Source organism: Amniculibacterium aquaticum (assembly GCF_003852705.1).
GTDB classification, from domain to species: Bacteria; Bacteroidota; Bacteroidia; order Flavobacteriales; family Weeksellaceae; genus Amniculibacterium; species Amniculibacterium aquaticum.
Map to the genome: position 1 here is coordinate 34,175 of NZ_REFA01000003.1, position 17,248 is coordinate 51,422.

The 17,248-nt window shown below is 38.5% G+C and carries 15 protein-coding genes; all 15 read right to left on the reverse strand.

Going from position 1 to position 17,248, the window contains the following annotated elements:
• Positions 1-35: 35 nt before the first annotated feature.
• On the reverse strand, positions 36-842 hold the full coding sequence (locus tag EIY84_RS02155) for a polysaccharide biosynthesis/export family protein (RefSeq protein ID WP_164472000.1): 807 nt from the start codon (positions 840-842) through the stop codon (positions 36-38).
• A 41-nt stretch (positions 843-883) separates the two neighbouring features.
• The gene (locus EIY84_RS02160) at positions 884-2,809 is read right to left on the reverse strand and encodes a polysaccharide biosynthesis protein (protein ID WP_124640051.1); all 1,926 of its coding nucleotides are present in this window, start codon (positions 2,807-2,809) and stop codon (positions 884-886) included.
• Positions 2,810-2,995: 186 nt separating this feature from the next.
• Positions 2,996-3,451: a regulatory protein RecX gene (locus EIY84_RS02165; protein ID WP_187477618.1), complete on the reverse strand. Its 456-nt coding sequence runs from the start codon at positions 3,449-3,451 to the stop codon at positions 2,996-2,998.
• Between the two features lie 171 nt (positions 3,452-3,622).
• Entirely contained in the window at positions 3,623-4,894 is a 1,272-nt protein-coding gene (gene glyA, locus EIY84_RS02170) for a serine hydroxymethyltransferase (RefSeq protein WP_124640053.1), read from the reverse strand.
• Between the two features lie 153 nt (positions 4,895-5,047).
• Positions 5,048-6,703 carry a ribonucleoside-diphosphate reductase subunit alpha gene (locus EIY84_RS02175; RefSeq protein WP_124640218.1) on the reverse strand — a complete coding sequence of 552 codons (1,656 nt, stop codon included), beginning with the start codon at positions 6,701-6,703 and terminating at the stop codon, positions 5,048-5,050.
• 42 nt (positions 6,704-6,745) lie between these two features.
• Positions 6,746-7,018 (reverse strand): hypothetical protein, encoded by a 273-nt coding sequence (locus EIY84_RS02180; RefSeq protein WP_124640055.1) that lies wholly within the window; start codon positions 7,016-7,018, stop codon positions 6,746-6,748.
• 28 nt (positions 7,019-7,046) lie between these two features.
• Positions 7,047-8,021, reverse strand: a complete 975-nt coding sequence (locus EIY84_RS02185; RefSeq protein ID WP_124640057.1) for a ribonucleotide-diphosphate reductase subunit beta — start codon at positions 8,019-8,021, stop codon at positions 7,047-7,049.
• Between the two features lie 348 nt (positions 8,022-8,369).
• Complete coding sequence (locus EIY84_RS02190; protein WP_124640059.1) at positions 8,370-9,020, reverse strand: HD domain-containing protein; 651 nt, start codon at positions 9,018-9,020, stop codon at positions 8,370-8,372.
• Between the two features lie 3 nt (positions 9,021-9,023).
• On the reverse strand, positions 9,024-10,631 hold the full coding sequence (locus EIY84_RS02195; RefSeq protein WP_124640061.1) for an FMN-binding glutamate synthase family protein: 1,608 nt from the start codon (positions 10,629-10,631) through the stop codon (positions 9,024-9,026).
• A 160-nt stretch (positions 10,632-10,791) separates the two neighbouring features.
• A complete protein-coding gene (locus EIY84_RS02200; RefSeq protein ID WP_124640063.1) occupies positions 10,792-11,145 on the reverse strand; it encodes a DUF488 domain-containing protein in 354 nt (117 codons plus the stop codon).
• A gap of 11 nt (positions 11,146-11,156) precedes the next feature.
• On the reverse strand, positions 11,157-11,939 hold the full coding sequence (locus EIY84_RS02205; protein ID WP_124640065.1) for a class I SAM-dependent methyltransferase: 783 nt from the start codon (positions 11,937-11,939) through the stop codon (positions 11,157-11,159).
• 174 nt (positions 11,940-12,113) lie between these two features.
• The gene (locus tag EIY84_RS02210) at positions 12,114-12,959 is read right to left on the reverse strand and encodes an alpha/beta hydrolase family protein (protein ID WP_124640067.1); all 846 of its coding nucleotides are present in this window, start codon (positions 12,957-12,959) and stop codon (positions 12,114-12,116) included.
• An 11-nt stretch (positions 12,960-12,970) separates the two neighbouring features.
• Entirely contained in the window at positions 12,971-13,858 is an 888-nt protein-coding gene (locus EIY84_RS02215) for a ribokinase (protein WP_124640069.1), read from the reverse strand.
• Positions 13,859-13,908: 50 nt separating this feature from the next.
• Positions 13,909-14,550, reverse strand: coding sequence for a DUF4241 domain-containing protein (locus EIY84_RS02220; protein ID WP_124640071.1), 642 nt, complete (start codon positions 14,548-14,550; stop codon positions 13,909-13,911).
• Between the two features lie 76 nt (positions 14,551-14,626).
• Positions 14,627-17,245 (reverse strand): valine--tRNA ligase, encoded by a 2,619-nt coding sequence (locus EIY84_RS02225; RefSeq protein WP_124640073.1) that lies wholly within the window; start codon positions 17,243-17,245, stop codon positions 14,627-14,629.
• Positions 17,246-17,248 lie beyond the last annotated feature (3 nt).

Genomic DNA, 17,248 nt, shown 5'->3' on the forward strand with positions numbered 1-17,248 from the left:
TTTCTAAAGTTCATGGACTAAAAAGTCTCTTCCGATTATTTTCTAACAAAAAGAGCCAACAACCCCAAAGCTACGGATGCCACAGAGATCCAAACGGTGGTTTGTGGACCAAAAGCCGAGGCGTTCTGTCTAGTTTTGTTGGCAGGAACCACAATGATGTCGTTTTGTTTTAAAAAATAATACGGCGAATTGATAAACTCCGATTTGGAGATATCGATGGTGTGACTGACCGGCGTACCGTCGGTATTCCTAAGTACCATAATTTTATTTCGCTCGCCGTAGATGGTCAAATCTCCCGCCATGGCTATGGCTTCTAAGACATTGATGTTTTGCCCATCCGGTACGGTAAAACGACCGGCTTTATTGACTTCTCCCAAAACGGAGATTTTAAAATTAACCAATCGAACACTTACCGAAGGTTCTTTGATGTATTTTTTCAATCGATCCTGAAGTTCATTTTTCAATTGCTCTGTGGATTTATTTTCCGTACGGATCAATCCCAGTTCTGGAAATTGTATGCTGTTGTCTGCACCTACCGTATAGGTGGGCCCAGAAAAAGGCACCTGAGTCTGTGTAGGAACATTGGAGCTCGGTGTCGAATACAAAGGATTTTCGGACGAGGAATAATTTTGGTTAAATGGTTTGGCTACATTGTTGTCTTTTGCAGAAACCAAAATCATCAGATGATCCCCCGGCTGAATGGTAAAAACCGAATTTTCTTTGGAAGAAGCCAAGGCAACCTGCTGAATATCTTCCATATAATTGATATTTGTTTTTGACTTACAAGAAGTCAGCACCACTAAAATAGTAGAAATTAAAAACAAATAGGATTTTTTCTTCATAATCATTAAAAAAATTGAAGCACAAATATAATATATCTAAATTAATCCAACGATTGATAAACAGAATTATTGCTCTTAAATTCAGGAACTATTAATTTTAAATGTTTCACCACTTCCATTTTGTCTCTTCGCATGGCCGCTTTTATAACCTTTCTGGTCATGTCATCGATGTCTTGGAAGCCTCTACAAGGATCTTTAGAGATCAAAATTTGCTTGTGATTGGTTGGCAATGTCGTCGTATCGTCGCTCAGCAATTCTTCGTACAGCTTTTCTCCGGGTCTTAGTCCTGTAAAGGTAATGGGAATATCCAGATGCGGTTCCAACCCGTATAATTTAATCATTCTGGTCGCTAAGTCTAAAATTTTCACCGGTTTGCCCATATCAAAAACATAGATTTCGCCTCCATTCCCCATTGCTCCAGCTTGCAACACCAATTCGCAAGCCTCGGGTATGGTCATAAAATATCGTACAATTTCCGGATGCGTGATGGTTACCGGTCCACCATTTTCTATTTGCATTCTAAAATGCGGAATTACAGATCCGTTGGATCCCAAAACATTTCCAAAACGGGTGGTGATGAACTTGGTATCGTTGCAATCTTCATTTTGCAAAGCTTGTACGAACAGCTCGGCCACTCTTTTGGAAGCCCCCATCACATTGGTCGGATTCACGGCTTTGTCTGTCGATACCATAACGAAACGATCTACCTTGTATTTGCATGCATACGAAGCCAATAATTTGGTTCCGTGTATATTAACGAAAATGGATTCGTGTGGATTTTCCTCAATCATCGGAACATGTTTGTAGGCCGCTGCGTGATAAACTACATCAAATTTGTATTCGGAGAACAACTCTTCCATACGGTAGCCGTTGGAAATATCCGCCAATACAAATTTGCAATTCAAATTGGGAAAAAATTGTCTGATCTCCAGTTCTAAAGAATACAAAGGGGTTTCGGCTTGATCCAAAATCAATAAAAAGGAAGGATTGTGTTTGGCTACTTGCCTTACAATTTCACTCCCGATAGATCCCGCACCACCGGTGACCAAAATTCTTTTGTTCGCAAGTTGTTCTTCTACCACTTGGTGTCCAATAGCTATGGACTTTCTATTCAGTAAATCTTCAATTTGAATTTTCTGAATTCCTCCTACCAAATCTTTATCTCTTAATTTCTGTATGGATGGGGCTTTTAATACTTTAATGTTCAGATCCATTAAAAAATTTACCCAAGCATTGATTTCTTGACGGGACAGGTTTTCTTTAATCAACAAAACGGCTTCTAATTGTTGGTTTTCAACAAAATCTTTAGACAAACATTTTTTTGAGAATATATTTTTCCCTAATATTTTAGGAGCTCCATTTTCTTTTTTGTTCACCAAGAATCCCATCACTTCATAAGGACTGTTTGGACTGGTTATGATGGCCTTGGCAAAAGAAATGGCATCGTCATCGGTACCAAGGATCATAATCTTTTTCAAATATTTGGTTCTGTTGATATCGTTGATCAGTTTATACAATCCTCGAATGAACAGTCTAAATAAAAATAAAAAACCAAAGGCAACAGCGGAATACACCACCAATATCGGATTTCTTATGATGAATGAAGTAAATTTATACTGGTATAAATAATTGATGATTACCAATACAATCCCTGAAAACAGCATGACCAAAAAGAGTCTGAATAAATCGAAAAAAGTCGAGTGTCGTATGACGCCAGAAAAGCTACGAAACACCAGCATAAATACCACATTGACTCCAATTACTAATGATGCTTTCGTTGTAAAATCCACCATTGAAGTGGGTCTAACATGAAGCATACCCAAGATAAAGTAAGTGAGATTGAATGCAAAAATTAAGATCAATACATCCACCAATAAGATGAACCATCTTGGCGAATACCGGTTGTTGCTAAATTGTACGACCCAGGAAACAAAGTCTCTGAGTTTGCAATTGTTTTTAAAATTCATGTTTTATGGTTATCTTTTAGTTTCTATTTTCTTACGAAATGAAAGGTTTAAAATAGTGCTCAGCGCAATCCCAGTACTACTTTCAGTGAAATGTCATATTCACAATCCTTTAATCAATCGTTTAGACCTACAAATATAAAATATTTCAACCCCCTTTCCAAGATGGGTATTGTATTTTTTTTAAGATTATTTAAGATTCATTAACAGTTCATATTCAAAACCTCTCGACAACAAATACTTTACGGTTTTCATTTTTTTCTGATATTCTTTCAAACCTGATAGTTTGGAATAGTAAGTCTGATACTGTTTTTCCATTTCGTTTTCATAATCGGCATCGTCAATTTCATTCCAACATTTGGAAATTAATTTTTCGTTAATTTTTTTTTGTAAAAGGTTTAATTTTATCTTAACCCTACCCCAACCTTTCATGTAAAATTTGCCCCGAATATAGCTTCTCACAAAGCGTTCTTCGTTCAGGAAATTCTCTTGGATGAGATAGAGTAAAATCTCTTCTTTAGCCTCCGGTATCAGTACAAATTCACGCATCTTTTGCTCCACTTCTTCATGGCAGCGATCTTGATAAACGCAGTAGTTCGCCATTTTTTGTTTGATTTCCAGAAAAGTATAGACTTTTTTATCCATTGTTTTCAATTTCTATTCAGTGAAACAAAATTGCTGTTCTTTATTTTTTACAATCTTTCCGCAAAGATAAGACTCTAACAAAGTCCACGCAATTTGCATTTAAAGACAAGCAAAAAAAAACAGGTTTCGAAATTTGAATTCGAAACCTGAAATTATTTGTTTTAAATGGAATTAAAAGCTGAACAAAGGCCTACCTTCCATCATCGCATTCACCTTCTTACGAACATCTGCCAATACCGCATCGTTATTGATGTTATCCACAACATTCGAAATAAGTTCGGCAATGTTGTCCATTTCGTTTTCCACAAGACCTCTGGTAGTTATGGCAGCCGTACCCAAACGGATCCCCGAAGTGGTGAAGGCCGATTTGTCATCAAAAGGAACCATATTTTTATTACAAGTGATATCGGCTTTTACCAAAGCTTTTTCAGTTTCTTTACCGTTCACATTTTTATTTCTAAGATCGATCAGCATCAAGTGATTGTCGGTACCGCCGCTCACAATCTCGAAACCTCTATCCACCATGGATTTGGCCAAGGCTTGGGTGTTAGCAACCACTTGTTTGGCATAAATTCCGAAATTATCCGTCAATGCTTCACCGTAGGCAACCGCTTTGGCTCCGATCACATGCTCTAAAGGTCCACCTTGAATACCCGGAAAAACTGCAGAATCCAATACGGCTGACATCATTTTCAATTCGCCTTTTGGAGTTTTGTGTCCGTAGGTATTTTCAAAATCTTTGCCCATCATGATCATCCCACCTCTCGGCCCACGCAGGGTTTTGTGCGTGGTCGTTGTAACCACATGACAATGTTCAAACGGAGAATTTAACAATCCTTTCGCAATAAGACCTGCCGGGTGTGCGATATCTGCCCAAAGTGTCGCTCCTACTTCGTCGGCTACTTCACGGAATTTTTTATAATCCAAATCGCGGGAATATGCAGAATAACCGGCGATAATCATTTTTGGTTTTTCACGAAGGGCCACTTCACGCATTTGTTCGTAATCGATCCTTCCGGTTTCTCTATCGACACCGTAAGAACAAACTTGATACTGTATTCCTGAGAAATTCACACCCGATCCGTGGGTAAGGTGACCGCCCATGGAAAGATCCATTCCCATGATTTTGTCTCCCGGCTTCAAAACGGCCAAATAAATGGCTGCATTGGCTTGAGAACCGGAATGCGGCTGAACATTCACATAATCGACACCGAATAATTTTTTAGCTCTTTCGATGGCTAGGGTTTCCACCTCGTCCACCACTTCGCAACCTCCATAATATCTTCTTCCTGGATAGCCTTCAGCATATTTGTTGGTTAAAACGGAGCCCATCGCTGCCATCACCTCATTGGAAACGAAGTTTTCCGAAGCAATAAGTTCAATTCCGTGAGATTGTCTTTGTCTTTCTTTCTCGATCAGTTCGAATACAATATCTTGTGTCATTGTTAATTGTTTTAAAATTTTGAAAGGGCAATTTAAGATTATTTCGCCACATGACAAAAGAAATGCATGCACAAAAGTCATCTAAAACGCATGACTTTCGACCATAAAAAAACTCAGCCTAAGCCGAGTTCCTATTTATTCTTTTCAAAAAAATTAAGCTTCACAAGAAGAGCAGGTCACAAAATTGACCATCAATTCTTTGGAAACCGAAGAACTTCTTTGGTAATACAATGTTTTCACGCCCTTTTTCCATGCTTCAATCATCAGATAATTGACATCTTTTACCGGCATGGTGGACGGAATTTGCAAGTTCAAGGATTGAGTTTGATCGATATATTGCTGTCTTTGAGCTGCTTGGGAGATAATTTCCATTGGCGAAATCTCTCTAAATGTCTTGAACACTGCTTTTTCCTCGTCAGACAATTCGGTCATGTGTTGTACAGAACCGTGGTTCAGCATGATGGTTCTCCAAGTTTCTTCGTTGTCCAATCCTTTTTCTTCCAACAATTTCGCAAGATATTTATTCTTACGCATAAAGTTTCCTTTTGCCAAACCTGCTTTGTAATAATTGGATGCGAAAGGTTCGATTCCTGGGGAAGTTTGTCCCAAAATTGCCGAGCTGGAAGTGGTTGGAGCAATCGCCATCAGGGTGGTATTTCTCATTCCGTAGCCTTTCAGCAACTCGGGTTCACCGTAAATATTTGCAAGTTCTCTGGACGCTTGTTCGGCCTGTTCCTTGATCTGTCTGAAAGCTCTAGCATTGAACTGAGTCGCTTCGAAACTCTCGAAAGGGATCATATTTTTTTGTAAATACGAATGGTATCCTAAAACGCCCAAACCTAAAGCTCTGTGTCTGATGGCAAAGTTTCTGGCGCCTTGCAAGTAGAAATTACCTTCGGTTTTTTCGATAAATTCCGATAGTACGGCATCCAAGAAATAGATGGCCAATTTCACCGCGTTGGTATCTTTCCATTCGTCGTACAACTCCAAGTTCATGGAAGACAAACAGCAGATGAAACTTTCTTCCAAGGTGGATGGCAGCATAATTTCCGAGCAAAGATTGCTGGCATTAATGGTCATTCCGTGGTCTTTATAGACTTGAGGTTTGTTTCTATTCACATTATCCGTGAAGAAAATGTAAGGCAATCCTTTTTGTTGGCGACTCTCCAACACTCTCGCCCAAATTTTTCTTTTTTCGGTATCGCCTTCAATCATGTCTTGCATCCAATAATCCGGCACACAAACCCCTGTAAACAAGTTTTGGATCGGACTTCCGATGTCTTTTATGGATAAAAATTCTTCGATATCTCCGTGGTCAATATCCAAATATGCTGCAAAAGCGCCTCTTCTCACACCACCTTGCGAAACCACATCCATAGCGGTATCAAACAGCTTCATGAAAGATACGGCTCCTGAAGATTTCCCGTTATCCGTAACGGCAGTACCACGGTTTCTAAGTTCGCCAAAATATCCGGAAGTACCGCCACCAATTTTGGTTTGCATAATGACTTCTCCCATTTTTCCGGTAATCCCTTCGATACTGTCCGGGACATGAACATTAAAACAAGAAATTGGCAACCCCCTTTGTGTCCCCATATTAGCCCAAACGGGTGATGAAAAAGAAATCCATCCTTTCACAATCATTTCCTTGAAGGCCGGTTGCAACTCGGGCTTGTACAATCTTTTAGCTGCCGATGTGGTAATTCTGTCTATGGCTCCTTCAACGGTTTCGCCTTTTAACAGATACCCTCTGTTGAGCATTTGTTCGGACTCTTCGTTGAGCCACCATATATTTAGATTTTCTTCCATTCTTATTTTTCTTTTCAACTGTTATATTTCCTAAACAAACGACTAGGACACTTGTAATTCTTTATTTTCAACCCATTCAAACTTCTTGGTTCTTTCCAATTCGCCGACCTTCACTTTGTTGATGTGCGTAAAGGTTAGTTGATGATCTTTTTCGGAAAACTGCAAGGCCTTTTTTATGCAATAATCAATTTTGTAACCTACTGCAATACACACGCGGTGTTCTCCTACTTTTGCCATGGCCATATAAATGTATTGGCCAAGCTTAAAATTTTCTGATTGGATGTAATCGATTTCAGATTTAATATCTTGTGTCATTTGGGTAAAGGGTGTTGGTATTCGATGTTTAGAAAAGGTCGTTGGCGGTGATGCTCTTGTCGTGTTTGGTATAATCAACAGGTCTTTTTGCAAAGAAATCGTCCATGGAATTGGCAAAAACTTCTTCTTCAAACCAAACCATAGGCTTGTATTCTTCAGCCGTAACATTGTATCTCAAATTCATACCGATTTTCTTTAAACTATCGTCCACACGGAATTTCATGAAATTCAGGAGATTTTCTTTGGTAGCATGGTCAATTTCTCCCAATTCAAAAATCCAATCCAAGATTTCGGCTTCCAATTCTACCGATTGGTCCACCAAAGTATAAATATCATCAATGTCCGAATCCGTCAATAAATCGGGTTGTTCTTCTCTAATTTTATTAATTAGATAAATTCCTGCATTGGCATGAATTTGCTCGTCAACAGAAGTCCACGCAATGATGTTGGAAACATTTTTCATAAATCCTTTGAAACGGGTGAACGAAAGGATGATGGCAAATTGGGAGAATAAAGAAACATTTTCTATCAAAATACTAAACAACAGCAAGGACGATACATACTCTTTTTCTGTGGTTGCATTGGCATGTTTCAGAACATTCGAAAGGAAATCAATTCTTTTTTTAATTGCTGGAATTTCTACCACTTTTGTGAACTCGTCGTTGTATCCCAAAACTTCTAACAATCGAGAATATGCTTCGGAATGGCGGAACTCGCATTCGGCAAAAGTAGCTCCCAAACCGTTAAGTTCAGGTTTTGGCATGTGATTATACAGGTTTCCCCAAAAAGTTTTTACCGAAACTTCGATTTGAGCAATGGCTAAAAGTGCATTTTTGATGGCATTTTTTTCATGAGGCTCCAATTGTGAATGGAAGTCTTGTATATCGGCTGTAAAATCGATTTCGGAATGTACCCAAAAGGATTTGTTGATCGCTTCAATAAATTGTAATACCTCAGGGTATTCAAAAGGTTTGTAGTTGACTCTTTTCTCAAAAATTCCCATATCTAATGCATTTTTAGAATTAATACTTGTGGTTAAAAAACTTTATTTCACTGAAAAACAATACGATGAAATAAAATTTGACAATAAAAAATTGGATTTTTTCTACCCGAATGGATATGGACAAAAGTAAAAAAGAAAAGCCTATTTTGAAAGTTGAAACAGGTAATAAATATAAAAATCGACCTAAAAGTTTTCCACAAAAATACAGGAAGCAGACAATCAATAAGATAGCGCATCAACCCTGCGTTAGAAGGCTATTTTGAAGAATTTAGGATTAAACAATAGCCAATAACAAATTAATAAATAAAACATTACACTTAAACAATAGAACTTAAACCAATATTTAATTTAAGAAAGCGAATCCCATTCGTTCAGAAATTGCTCTAAAAAAGAGTGCATAAATTGATGCCTTTTTTCGGCCAATTCTTTGGCTTTTTCAGTATTCATCAGGTCTTTGAGCAACAACAATTTTTCGTAGAAATGATTGATGGTGGTTCCGTCAGACTTTTTGTACTCTTCCTTTGTCATGTTTAACTTTGGCGGCATATCCGGGTGGTGCATCAAATTGTTTTTGAAACCTCCGAAATGAAAAGTTCTTGCGATACCAATAGCTCCAATGGCATCCAACCGATCGGCATCTTGCACAATTTTCAATTCGATGGGGATTGTCTTTGGCAATGATCCTCTGTTTTTGAACGACAGGTGCTTGATGACAAACAAAACCTGCTCAATACAATCTTTTGGAACGCCAATAGAAGTTAAAAAGTCATTGGAAATGGACAGAGCCAAAGTTTCATCACCCTGATGAAACTTTGGCTCTGCGATATCATGAAGTAGGGCTGCAAGCTGCACCACTACCAAGTTGCACTGTTCAGTTTTAGCAATAATTTCGGACAGTTTGTACACCCTTTCAATATGAAACCAATCGTGACCGGCTTCAGCATTTTCCAACTTTAGTTTTACAAATGCTTTCGTTTGGGCAACCCACTGATCTTCCATCAATTATGCCATTTGAGGATGGATGCCCCAAGCATTCATATTGGAAAGTTGGAAATCCAATTTATATTTTTCCGGAATCGTTTCTTCATTTAACATTGCTCCTAACTTGATGGAAGGGAAGATTTCCTCGTAAGTTAACATTTGGTTCAATGAAATTCTTCTGTAGATGTGGGATCTGGTAAGGTTTTTCATATCATCTAATCCTGAAGCCCCAAGCATTTCTACAAAATTTTCTATAGTCCCTTTGTGATAATTGGCAACACGAACTTTTTTATCATCGACCACCAATCCGACAGTCAATTTAGGATCTTGAGTTGCAATTCCGGTAGGACACTTGTTGGTGTTGCACAACAAAGCTTGGATACAACCCAAAGCCATCATCATGGCTCTTGCCGAGTTACAAGTATCTGCACCTAGAGCTAGGGCACGAGCAACATGGAATGCCGAAGTAATTTTTCCTGAAGCGATAATTTTAATGTGCTGACGAATATTAAGACCGTTCAAAATATTATGAACAAAATCCAATCCGTCCAACATTGGTGCACCTAAATAATTAGAAAACTCTTGTGGAGCTGCACCTGTACCACCTTCACCACCATCAACGGTAATAAAATCCGGATAGATATCCAAATGGATCATCGCTTTACAAATGGAGATAAATTCGCTCTTATGACCGATACACAATTTAAAACCAACAGGCTTCCCTCCGGACAATTCTCTTAATTTACCAATGAACTGAATCATCTCAATTGGAGTACTGAAAGCCGAGTGATACGGTGGAGAAGCAATGGTTGTATGCGGTTTTACATGTCGAATTTTAGCAATTTCTTCTGTATTTTTAGAAGCCGGCAAGATTCCTCCATGACCCGGTTTGGCTCCTTGAGAAATTTTCAGCTCAATCATTTTCACATTTGCTATTTTAGATTTCTCAGCAAAAAGTTCAGGATTGAAGTTTCCGTGTTCGTCACGGCACCCGAAGTAACCGGTACCGATTTGCCAGATGATATCTCCACCTTGTTTTAAGTGGAAATCCGAAAGTCCACCTTCTCCAGAGTTGTGGGCAAAGCCACCGATTTTAGCACCTCCATTCAGAGCTTCAATCGCTTGGGAACTAAGAGATCCGTAACTCATTGCAGAAACATTTAAGATGGATGCTGAATAGGGTTGTTTGCAATCTTTATTTCCGAACATCACTCTTGGGTTGTGGTTAAGAGATGCAAAAGCTTTAGGAGCCACAGAATGACACATCCACTCATAACCTTCGGCATAAACATCAAGCTGAGTTCCAAACGGAATGGTTTCTAATTCTTTTTTGGCTCTTTGGTAAATGGTCGAACGATCCACACGATTGATGGGTCTTCCGTCGATATCCGATTCGATAAAATATTGATACAATTTTGGTCTTAGCTCTTCAAGCACATATCTCATTCTACCGAACAATGGATAAATCCTTTTGATGGCGTGCTTGTTTTGATACATATCTTGGTATCCCATTAGGGTAAATACCAACAAAACTGCTAAAACGACAAACCAATTGGCACTGATAAAAATTCCAAGTGCTATAGTGATTAAAATTAATACACTAGAAACGATAACAAACTGTTTACGCATGATGGATGTTTTTCAATTTTTACTTTCAGGTTACTTTTTAAAAAACGCAAATTTATGAATTATTTCAATACAAAACCTATACATTTTGCACCGTCTAAAACATTCAGAACAACAAGTCATACAAAATCTTATACCACATTGATTCTCCGCAACATAAAGACTAATCCATTTCTTCTAAAATTGATTTCAGAACCTGTGCTTGATTAAATTTTTCGTCTTTTGCTCCAAATAACAGACATAATAATCCCTTTTTAGAAAAATCGTTGAGCCGTTTCAGCTCCTCGACTTTGTCTTTCAATTCATTTCTGTACCTATCAGAAAATTCCTGAAAGCGTTCTGGATCGTGGTTAAACCATTTTCTAAGTTCGGTACTTGGTGCGAGATCTTTGTCCCATTCATCCAAATGCGCTTCCTCTTTAGAAATGCCTCTTGGCCAAAGCCTATCGATCAAAATTCTGTATCCATCGTCTTTTGAGGCCGGTAGATAAATTCTTTTTAAAATGATATTTCCCATACAAAAGTGTTTTATGAATTTAAATTGGTCAAATTTGGTTTTTCTGCTACAACGGCAATGGCGATCAAGTTTTTAGAATATTTTCTAAAAACTCTTTTCATTTCCATTACATGCTGCCTGGTGTTGGGCTGAGTCAGCAATCTGAATACGATTTTTATGAGTCCCAGCACACCTTCATCGGCAATCAATCGTTTGGGTTCCAGCAACAGCATAGGAGATTTTATGACCTTTACAATACGAAAACCGCTCTGTTCCAATAACTCTACCCATTCGGTTTGAGTCAAGGGTCTTGCATTCACCCTACCGGCTTTTGACAAATCTTTGAGCATATTTTTTTTGAAATCAAGCCCCAAATCTTCAGGCTCTAGACCCAATTCATGAATTGCATATCGACCTCCAGGTGCAAGTATCCGAAAAGCTTCAGAAATAATTTCAGTTTTTCTATGATCGACTTGCATGGTCAACATGGCCTCTCCAACTACTGCATTTGCTGATTGATTTTCTAACCCCGTATAAGCAGCAGATGACTGTAAAAATTTACAATAATCCTGAGGAAATTTTTGTTTCAATTCGGAAATGGTTTGAGCCTCGATATCTATTCCAAAATAAGAAAAAGGTGCTTGAGACAACAACAGCTGTGTTGTAAAACCTTTTCCTGGAGCAAATTCGACCACCTTTGTCCGGTTAGAAATATCAAGAGCCTCTATTAGTTTTTCGGTAAGTTCCTTACCTCCGGGGCGCAACACTTTCTTCCCCAATTTGGACAATACCCAAAATCCCTTTTCTGAACTCATAATTTAGGTTAAATTTTAGAATTATACGAGCATCTAACTCGAAAGTTAAGTCGAAAAATCGAAGTACGAAGTTAGTAAGAATTGCAATTTAAAGACCCATTTGTCCATTTATAAAAATCAACAATAAAGATAGGCAAAAACAATATTTGCAAAAAAATTCTTAAATCCCGACCATTATTGCAGGATCCACGACATCGGTATCTGCCACAACAACAGATTGTAGGACCTGAAAAAATTGACATGCCCGATCGTTTTTTGTGGAGAATCTGAAACTTTAAGTTCTTGAAATTCAACTTTCAACCGAGGGTAAGTTTCTGAAATTAGAGATTTCATGCCTTTCATGGTGACCCAATGATCGTCCTGTGCATAGAGGAACAATGTGGGCTGATCCAAAGTTTTTGAAACATCAATGCGGTTGTTTTTCAGTAAAAAATTGGTAGATTCTTTGTGCAAAATCAAAGTTCGCCAATCAAAAGCACAGCCTGCCGGCAGACTTTCGCCCAAACCCAAATAATGAGCAGGAAAATAATTGAATAAATGCGTTAAAAAAGGCTGTACCACACCAAATCCCAAGGCTGCTGAACAGCGAACTTTCCAATTCAGATTACCAATGTGCGCCTTTTGCGTGGCTATAAAAATGTATTTTTTAAAAATGGTAGACTGAGGATTCATCCCCATGATAAGCGCGCCAACAGAATGCCCCAAGCAATACTTTTCGAAGTCAGCAAACTCGAGTTGCAACCAATCTGTAATGGCTTCAAAATCTACAGATCCCCACATTCTCATGCTGGCTGAAAAGCCCTTCATTTTTTCGGGTTTGGACAATCCTATCCCGCGGTAGTCGTATGTGATGACCGTGAAACCTTGTTTGGAAAAATAATCCGCAAAAGCAAAATACATCTGCTGTTTTACTCCTGTCGCCGAATTGATTAACAACAATTTCCGAATGGAAAGTTCGGGATGAAAAACATGAAGCGTTAATGGATAACCATCTCTAGCATGGACAATTATTTTTTCCACGGTGCATAGATTTACACAAGATCCTTCAAATAGGGCAAACCGGTTTGCGCACCTCTTTTTTGTGCGACTTTCATGGCCGAAAAATTACCAAAATCTACGGCTTCTTCAACGGAATTGCCATGACACAAAGCCACTGAAAACCCGGATGTAAAAGCATCGCCCATACCCATATTGTACTGCAGTGGTAGCTGAGAATTACGCTGATTTTTCATAACACTTCCATTGAAATAAGTGGTTGAATTGTCTTCGTCTCGAATAAATAATTTATTGGGATATTTTTTCAAAATGGAATCCGAACTTTCGGTTCCAAAAATCTTAGAAATTTCATTTGATTTGCAGATGATGAAATCCAATTGATCCATCATCTCACTTGGCAAATGACAAGCCGGAGCAGCGTAGATTCCTACTTTTTTATCGTATTTTTTAGCTAAGGAAACCACAAACTCATTCACTTCCAAAGGCACTTCTAACTGCAAAAGCACCAAATCGCAAGTTTGAAAATATTTTTCAGCTTCTAAAATATGGCTGTTGGTCAAAGAATAATTGGCTGCCGGAACCACAATAATGCTGTGTCGTCCCATATCACTCGCCACATACGCTTTACCTGTCTCTTCGTCTTCAATTTCGGACACAAAACCTATATTCACATCTTCTTCCACCAAATGCCTCATAATTTGTTGACCTGAGGGATCCATCCCTACGCAACCCATCAAATAAGAACTTGCACCCAATCGAGAGACTCCAACTGCCTCATTGGCACCTTTGCCGCCAAAGAAAGTTTCTGAATTGGAAGCAATTACCGTCTCGTTAAACCCGGGAACCTTGTCCACATACAAAACCAAATCTATAGCACAACTTCCAACCACGATGATTTTGGGTTGATGAGAAGAAATATTCATTTTCAAATAAATTTATACAAACTTAATTTATTTTTTCTTGAAAAAAAACATTAGCCTTCGCCAATTTCTATTAGCTCCATAATAATTTTCACAGGTCTATCTTGGGCATCAAATCCGATGTAAGAAGCGAAAAAGCCCTCAGTTTCGCCTATTTCAAATGCAAAAATGGAATTGTGCAAGCTTGGGTTGGGCTTCAAAAAGGCATAATTCCTTATCATTTTTTCGCCTTCAAAAAAAGCGTTATGAAAAAATTCTTCATAAATTCCTAAGAAATCATCTTGCTTTTCTTGGAATAATTTTTCTTCCAATGCATTCAGTTCATTCTGGGTTTCAGCATCCATGAAGCTTCCCATGCCGGATGCAACGGGAAAACCAAAGATCTCTCCTTTTTTCAAATCTTTTAAATTTTGACCTTCCGTTACGGCCATTTGCCACGACTGGCACACTTCATCCGAAAACACCACTTCGACATAAGCAATGCCGTGAGAGTCTTTTTCTTGATGAACAATTACATGATGATCGCCTTTTGGGAAATTGACGGTGAACGGTTTCATGTCGTTAGTCAGCAAAGGATCGCATGCCAACAACTGTCCGGTTGGCAGGTGCAATTTTCCTGCATCGAAGCTTTCAATCAATGGGTTTTCAACAAAATTTTTGCTGAATAGTTTTTTTATATTGTCTAAATGATTCATTTTTTTATAAATTTTTCCAGCTGCATTATCAATAATTGAGAATTAAAAAGAGCCATATAAATGGCTCTTAAAAAGACTATAAAGATTGAAGTTTTTCTTTTAAAAGTACGATTTTGTCCTGAGCATCTTTTTGTTTTTTGCGCTCATTTTCTACAATTTCGGGTTTGGCATTCGCAACAAATTTCTCGTTGGAAAGTTTCTTTTCTACCGACACCAAGAATCCCTGAAGGTAGGCAATTTCTTCTTCGGTTTTCTTTTTTTCTTCTTCCAAATCCAAGTTTTCACTCAGCGGAATGGCAACCTCCACAGCTCCTACCAAGAAAGAATAAGTAGACTTATCGGTTTTCTCACCAAATGCAATTTTGGAAATTGTTCCTAATTTTTCAATTACCGCTTGATTTTCAAAAATCGCAGCATTGGTATAAACTTCTACAGCCTCTCTTGGAGAAATTCCTTTGCTTTGTCTGTAATTTCTAATTCCGGAGATGACTTCTTTGGCAAAATCAAAATTGGACAAAGTAACAGCATCAAAAGCATCGGCGGTTTTTTGTTGTGCAACGATAAGGGCTTCTTCTGTAGATCTTTCAGAAATATTTTGCCACAATTCTTCGGTTAGGAAAGGCATGAAAGGATGCAACAGTTTCATCAGTTCTTCAAAATAAACGATGGTTTTGTTGTACACTTCTTGGGAAATACCTTCACCATAATTGGGCTTGATGGCTTCTAGATACCATGCACAGAAATCGTCCCAAATCAATTTATACACCAAATGCAAAGCATCAGAAATTCTGAACTTTTCAAATTGATCTTTTATTTCTACAATGGTTTTATCCAACTGATTTCCGAACCAAGAAATCGCTTGATTTTCTGCTTCGGTTGCTGGCTTGTCCACTTTTTGCCAACCTTGTATCAATCGGAAAGCATTCCATATTTTGGTGGCAAAATTTCGTCCTTGAACCATCAGTTCTTCATCAAAAAGAAGATCGTTACCCGCTGAAGAGCTCAACATAATCCCTACTCTAACGCCATCGGCACCGTATTTTTCTATCAGTTCCAAAGGATCTGGAGAGTTCCCCAAAGATTTGGACATTTTTCTTCTCTGTTTGTCCCTTACAATTCCTGTGAAATATACATTTTTGAACGGTACTTTTCCTTTAAATTCTAATCCTGCCATGATCATTCTGGCCACCCAAAAGAAAATAATATCCGGTCCGGTCACCAAATCCGATGTTGGGAAATAGTAATCAAAATCTTTTTGATCTTCATCCTCATTCATCCCATCAAAAACAGACATTGGCCACAACCATGAAGAGAACCAAGTATCCAAAGCGTCTTCATCTTGTTTCAGGTGGTCTGTTGTTAACAGTGGGTTATTCGTTTTTACTTTGGCAAGTTCAAGTGCTTTTTCAACAGTTTCGGCAACGACAAAGTCATTCTCGCCTTCACCATAATAGTACGCAGGGATCTGTTGTCCCCACCACAATTGTCGAGAAATATTCCAGTCGCGGATGTTTTCCATCCAATATTTGTAGGTATTTTTGAATTTTTCGGGGTGAAATTTCACCTCATCGTTCATCACTACATCCAGAGCAGGCTTGGCAATTTCTGACATTTTCAGGAACCATTGTACAGAAACTTTAGGTTCGATAACGGCTCCTGTTCTTTCGGAAGTTCCTACTTTATTAACATAATCTTCAGCTTTTAGCAAAAGATTTTTTTCTTCTAATTCTTTGGCTATTTGTTTTCTAACCTCAAATCTATTTTTCCCTTGATAATGGAGGCCGTGTTCGTTCAAATTGGCATCATCGTCCAAACTATCGATCATCGGAAGATTGTGTTTTTGTCCGATTTCGTAGTCGTTGATGTCGTGTGCAGGTGTTATTTTAAGAGCTCCGGTACCGAATTCTACATCCACATAATCGTCTTCGATAATGGGGACAACGCGGTTCACGATGGGTACAACCACCTTTTTACCTTTTAGGTGCGCATATTTTTCATCACTTGGATTCACACAAATGGCCACATCGCCAAAAATAGTTTCGGGACGGGTTGTGGCAACGGTAAGATATTCTTCCGAACCTTCGATTTGGTATTTTAAGAAATATAATTTTCCGTTTTGTTCTTTGAAAATCACCTCCTCATCGGAGATGTTGGTTTTGGCTTCAGGATCCCAATTGACCATTCTGTATCCACGGTAGATAAGTCCCTTATTGTACAGATCCACAAAAGATTTGATGACTTGTGCTGATAATTTGGGTTCAAGAGTAAAGCGGGTTCTGTCCCAATCGCAAGAGCAACCCAGTTTTTTCAGTTGCTCCAAAATGGTCCCGCCGTATTGTTCGGTCCAGTCCCAAGCGTGTTTTAAGAAACCTTCTCTGCCAATTTCATCCTTGGAAATTCCTTCGGCTTTTAGTTTTGCTACTACTTTGGCTTCTGTAGCAATTGAGGCATGGTCTGTACCCGGTACCCAACAAGCGTTGTAACCGATCATTCTGGCTCTGCGCACCAAGACATCTTGCAAAGTGTTGTTCAGCATATGCCCCATGTGTAGGATCCCAGTTACATTGGGTGGTGGTATCACAATGGTGTACGGTGGTTTCTGATTGGGTTCTGAATGAAAATAGCGGTTTTCCAACCAATATTGGTACCATTTTTGTTCAGTAGCTTGTGGATTATATTTTTCGGATATAGACATGAA

Coding starts and splice junctions, on each gene's coding strand:
- EIY84_RS02155 (WP_164472000.1), bottom strand. CDS start 842: ATGAAGAAAAAATCCTATTTGTTTTTAATTTCTACTATTTTAGTGGTG.
- EIY84_RS02160 (WP_124640051.1), bottom strand. CDS start 2,809: ATGAATTTTAAAAACAATTGCAAACTCAGAGACTTTGTTTCCTGGGTC.
- EIY84_RS02165 (WP_187477618.1), bottom strand. CDS start 3,451: ATGGATAAAAAAGTCTATACTTTTCTGGAAATCAAACAAAAAATGGCG.
- glyA (WP_124640053.1), bottom strand. CDS start 4,894: ATGACACAAGATATTGTATTCGAACTGATCGAGAAAGAAAGACAAAGA.
- EIY84_RS02175 (WP_124640218.1), bottom strand. CDS start 6,703: ATGGAAGAAAATCTAAATATATGGTGGCTCAACGAAGAGTCCGAACAA.
- EIY84_RS02180 (WP_124640055.1), bottom strand. CDS start 7,018: ATGACACAAGATATTAAATCTGAAATCGATTACATCCAATCAGAAAAT.
- EIY84_RS02185 (WP_124640057.1), bottom strand. CDS start 8,021: ATGGGAATTTTTGAGAAAAGAGTCAACTACAAACCTTTTGAATACCCT.
- EIY84_RS02190 (WP_124640059.1), bottom strand. CDS start 9,020: ATGGAAGATCAGTGGGTTGCCCAAACGAAAGCATTTGTAAAACTAAAG.
- EIY84_RS02195 (WP_124640061.1), bottom strand. CDS start 10,631: ATGCGTAAACAGTTTGTTATCGTTTCTAGTGTATTAATTTTAATCACT.
- EIY84_RS02200 (WP_124640063.1), bottom strand. CDS start 11,145: ATGGGAAATATCATTTTAAAAAGAATTTATCTACCGGCCTCAAAAGAC.
- EIY84_RS02205 (WP_124640065.1), bottom strand. CDS start 11,939: ATGAGTTCAGAAAAGGGATTTTGGGTATTGTCCAAATTGGGGAAGAAA.
- EIY84_RS02215 (WP_124640069.1), bottom strand. CDS start 13,858: ATGAATATTTCTTCTCATCAACCCAAAATCATCGTGGTTGGAAGTTGT.
- EIY84_RS02220 (WP_124640071.1), bottom strand. CDS start 14,550: ATGAATCATTTAGACAATATAAAAAAACTATTCAGCAAAAATTTTGTT.
- EIY84_RS02225 (WP_124640073.1), bottom strand. CDS start 17,245: ATGTCTATATCCGAAAAATATAATCCACAAGCTACTGAACAAAAATGG.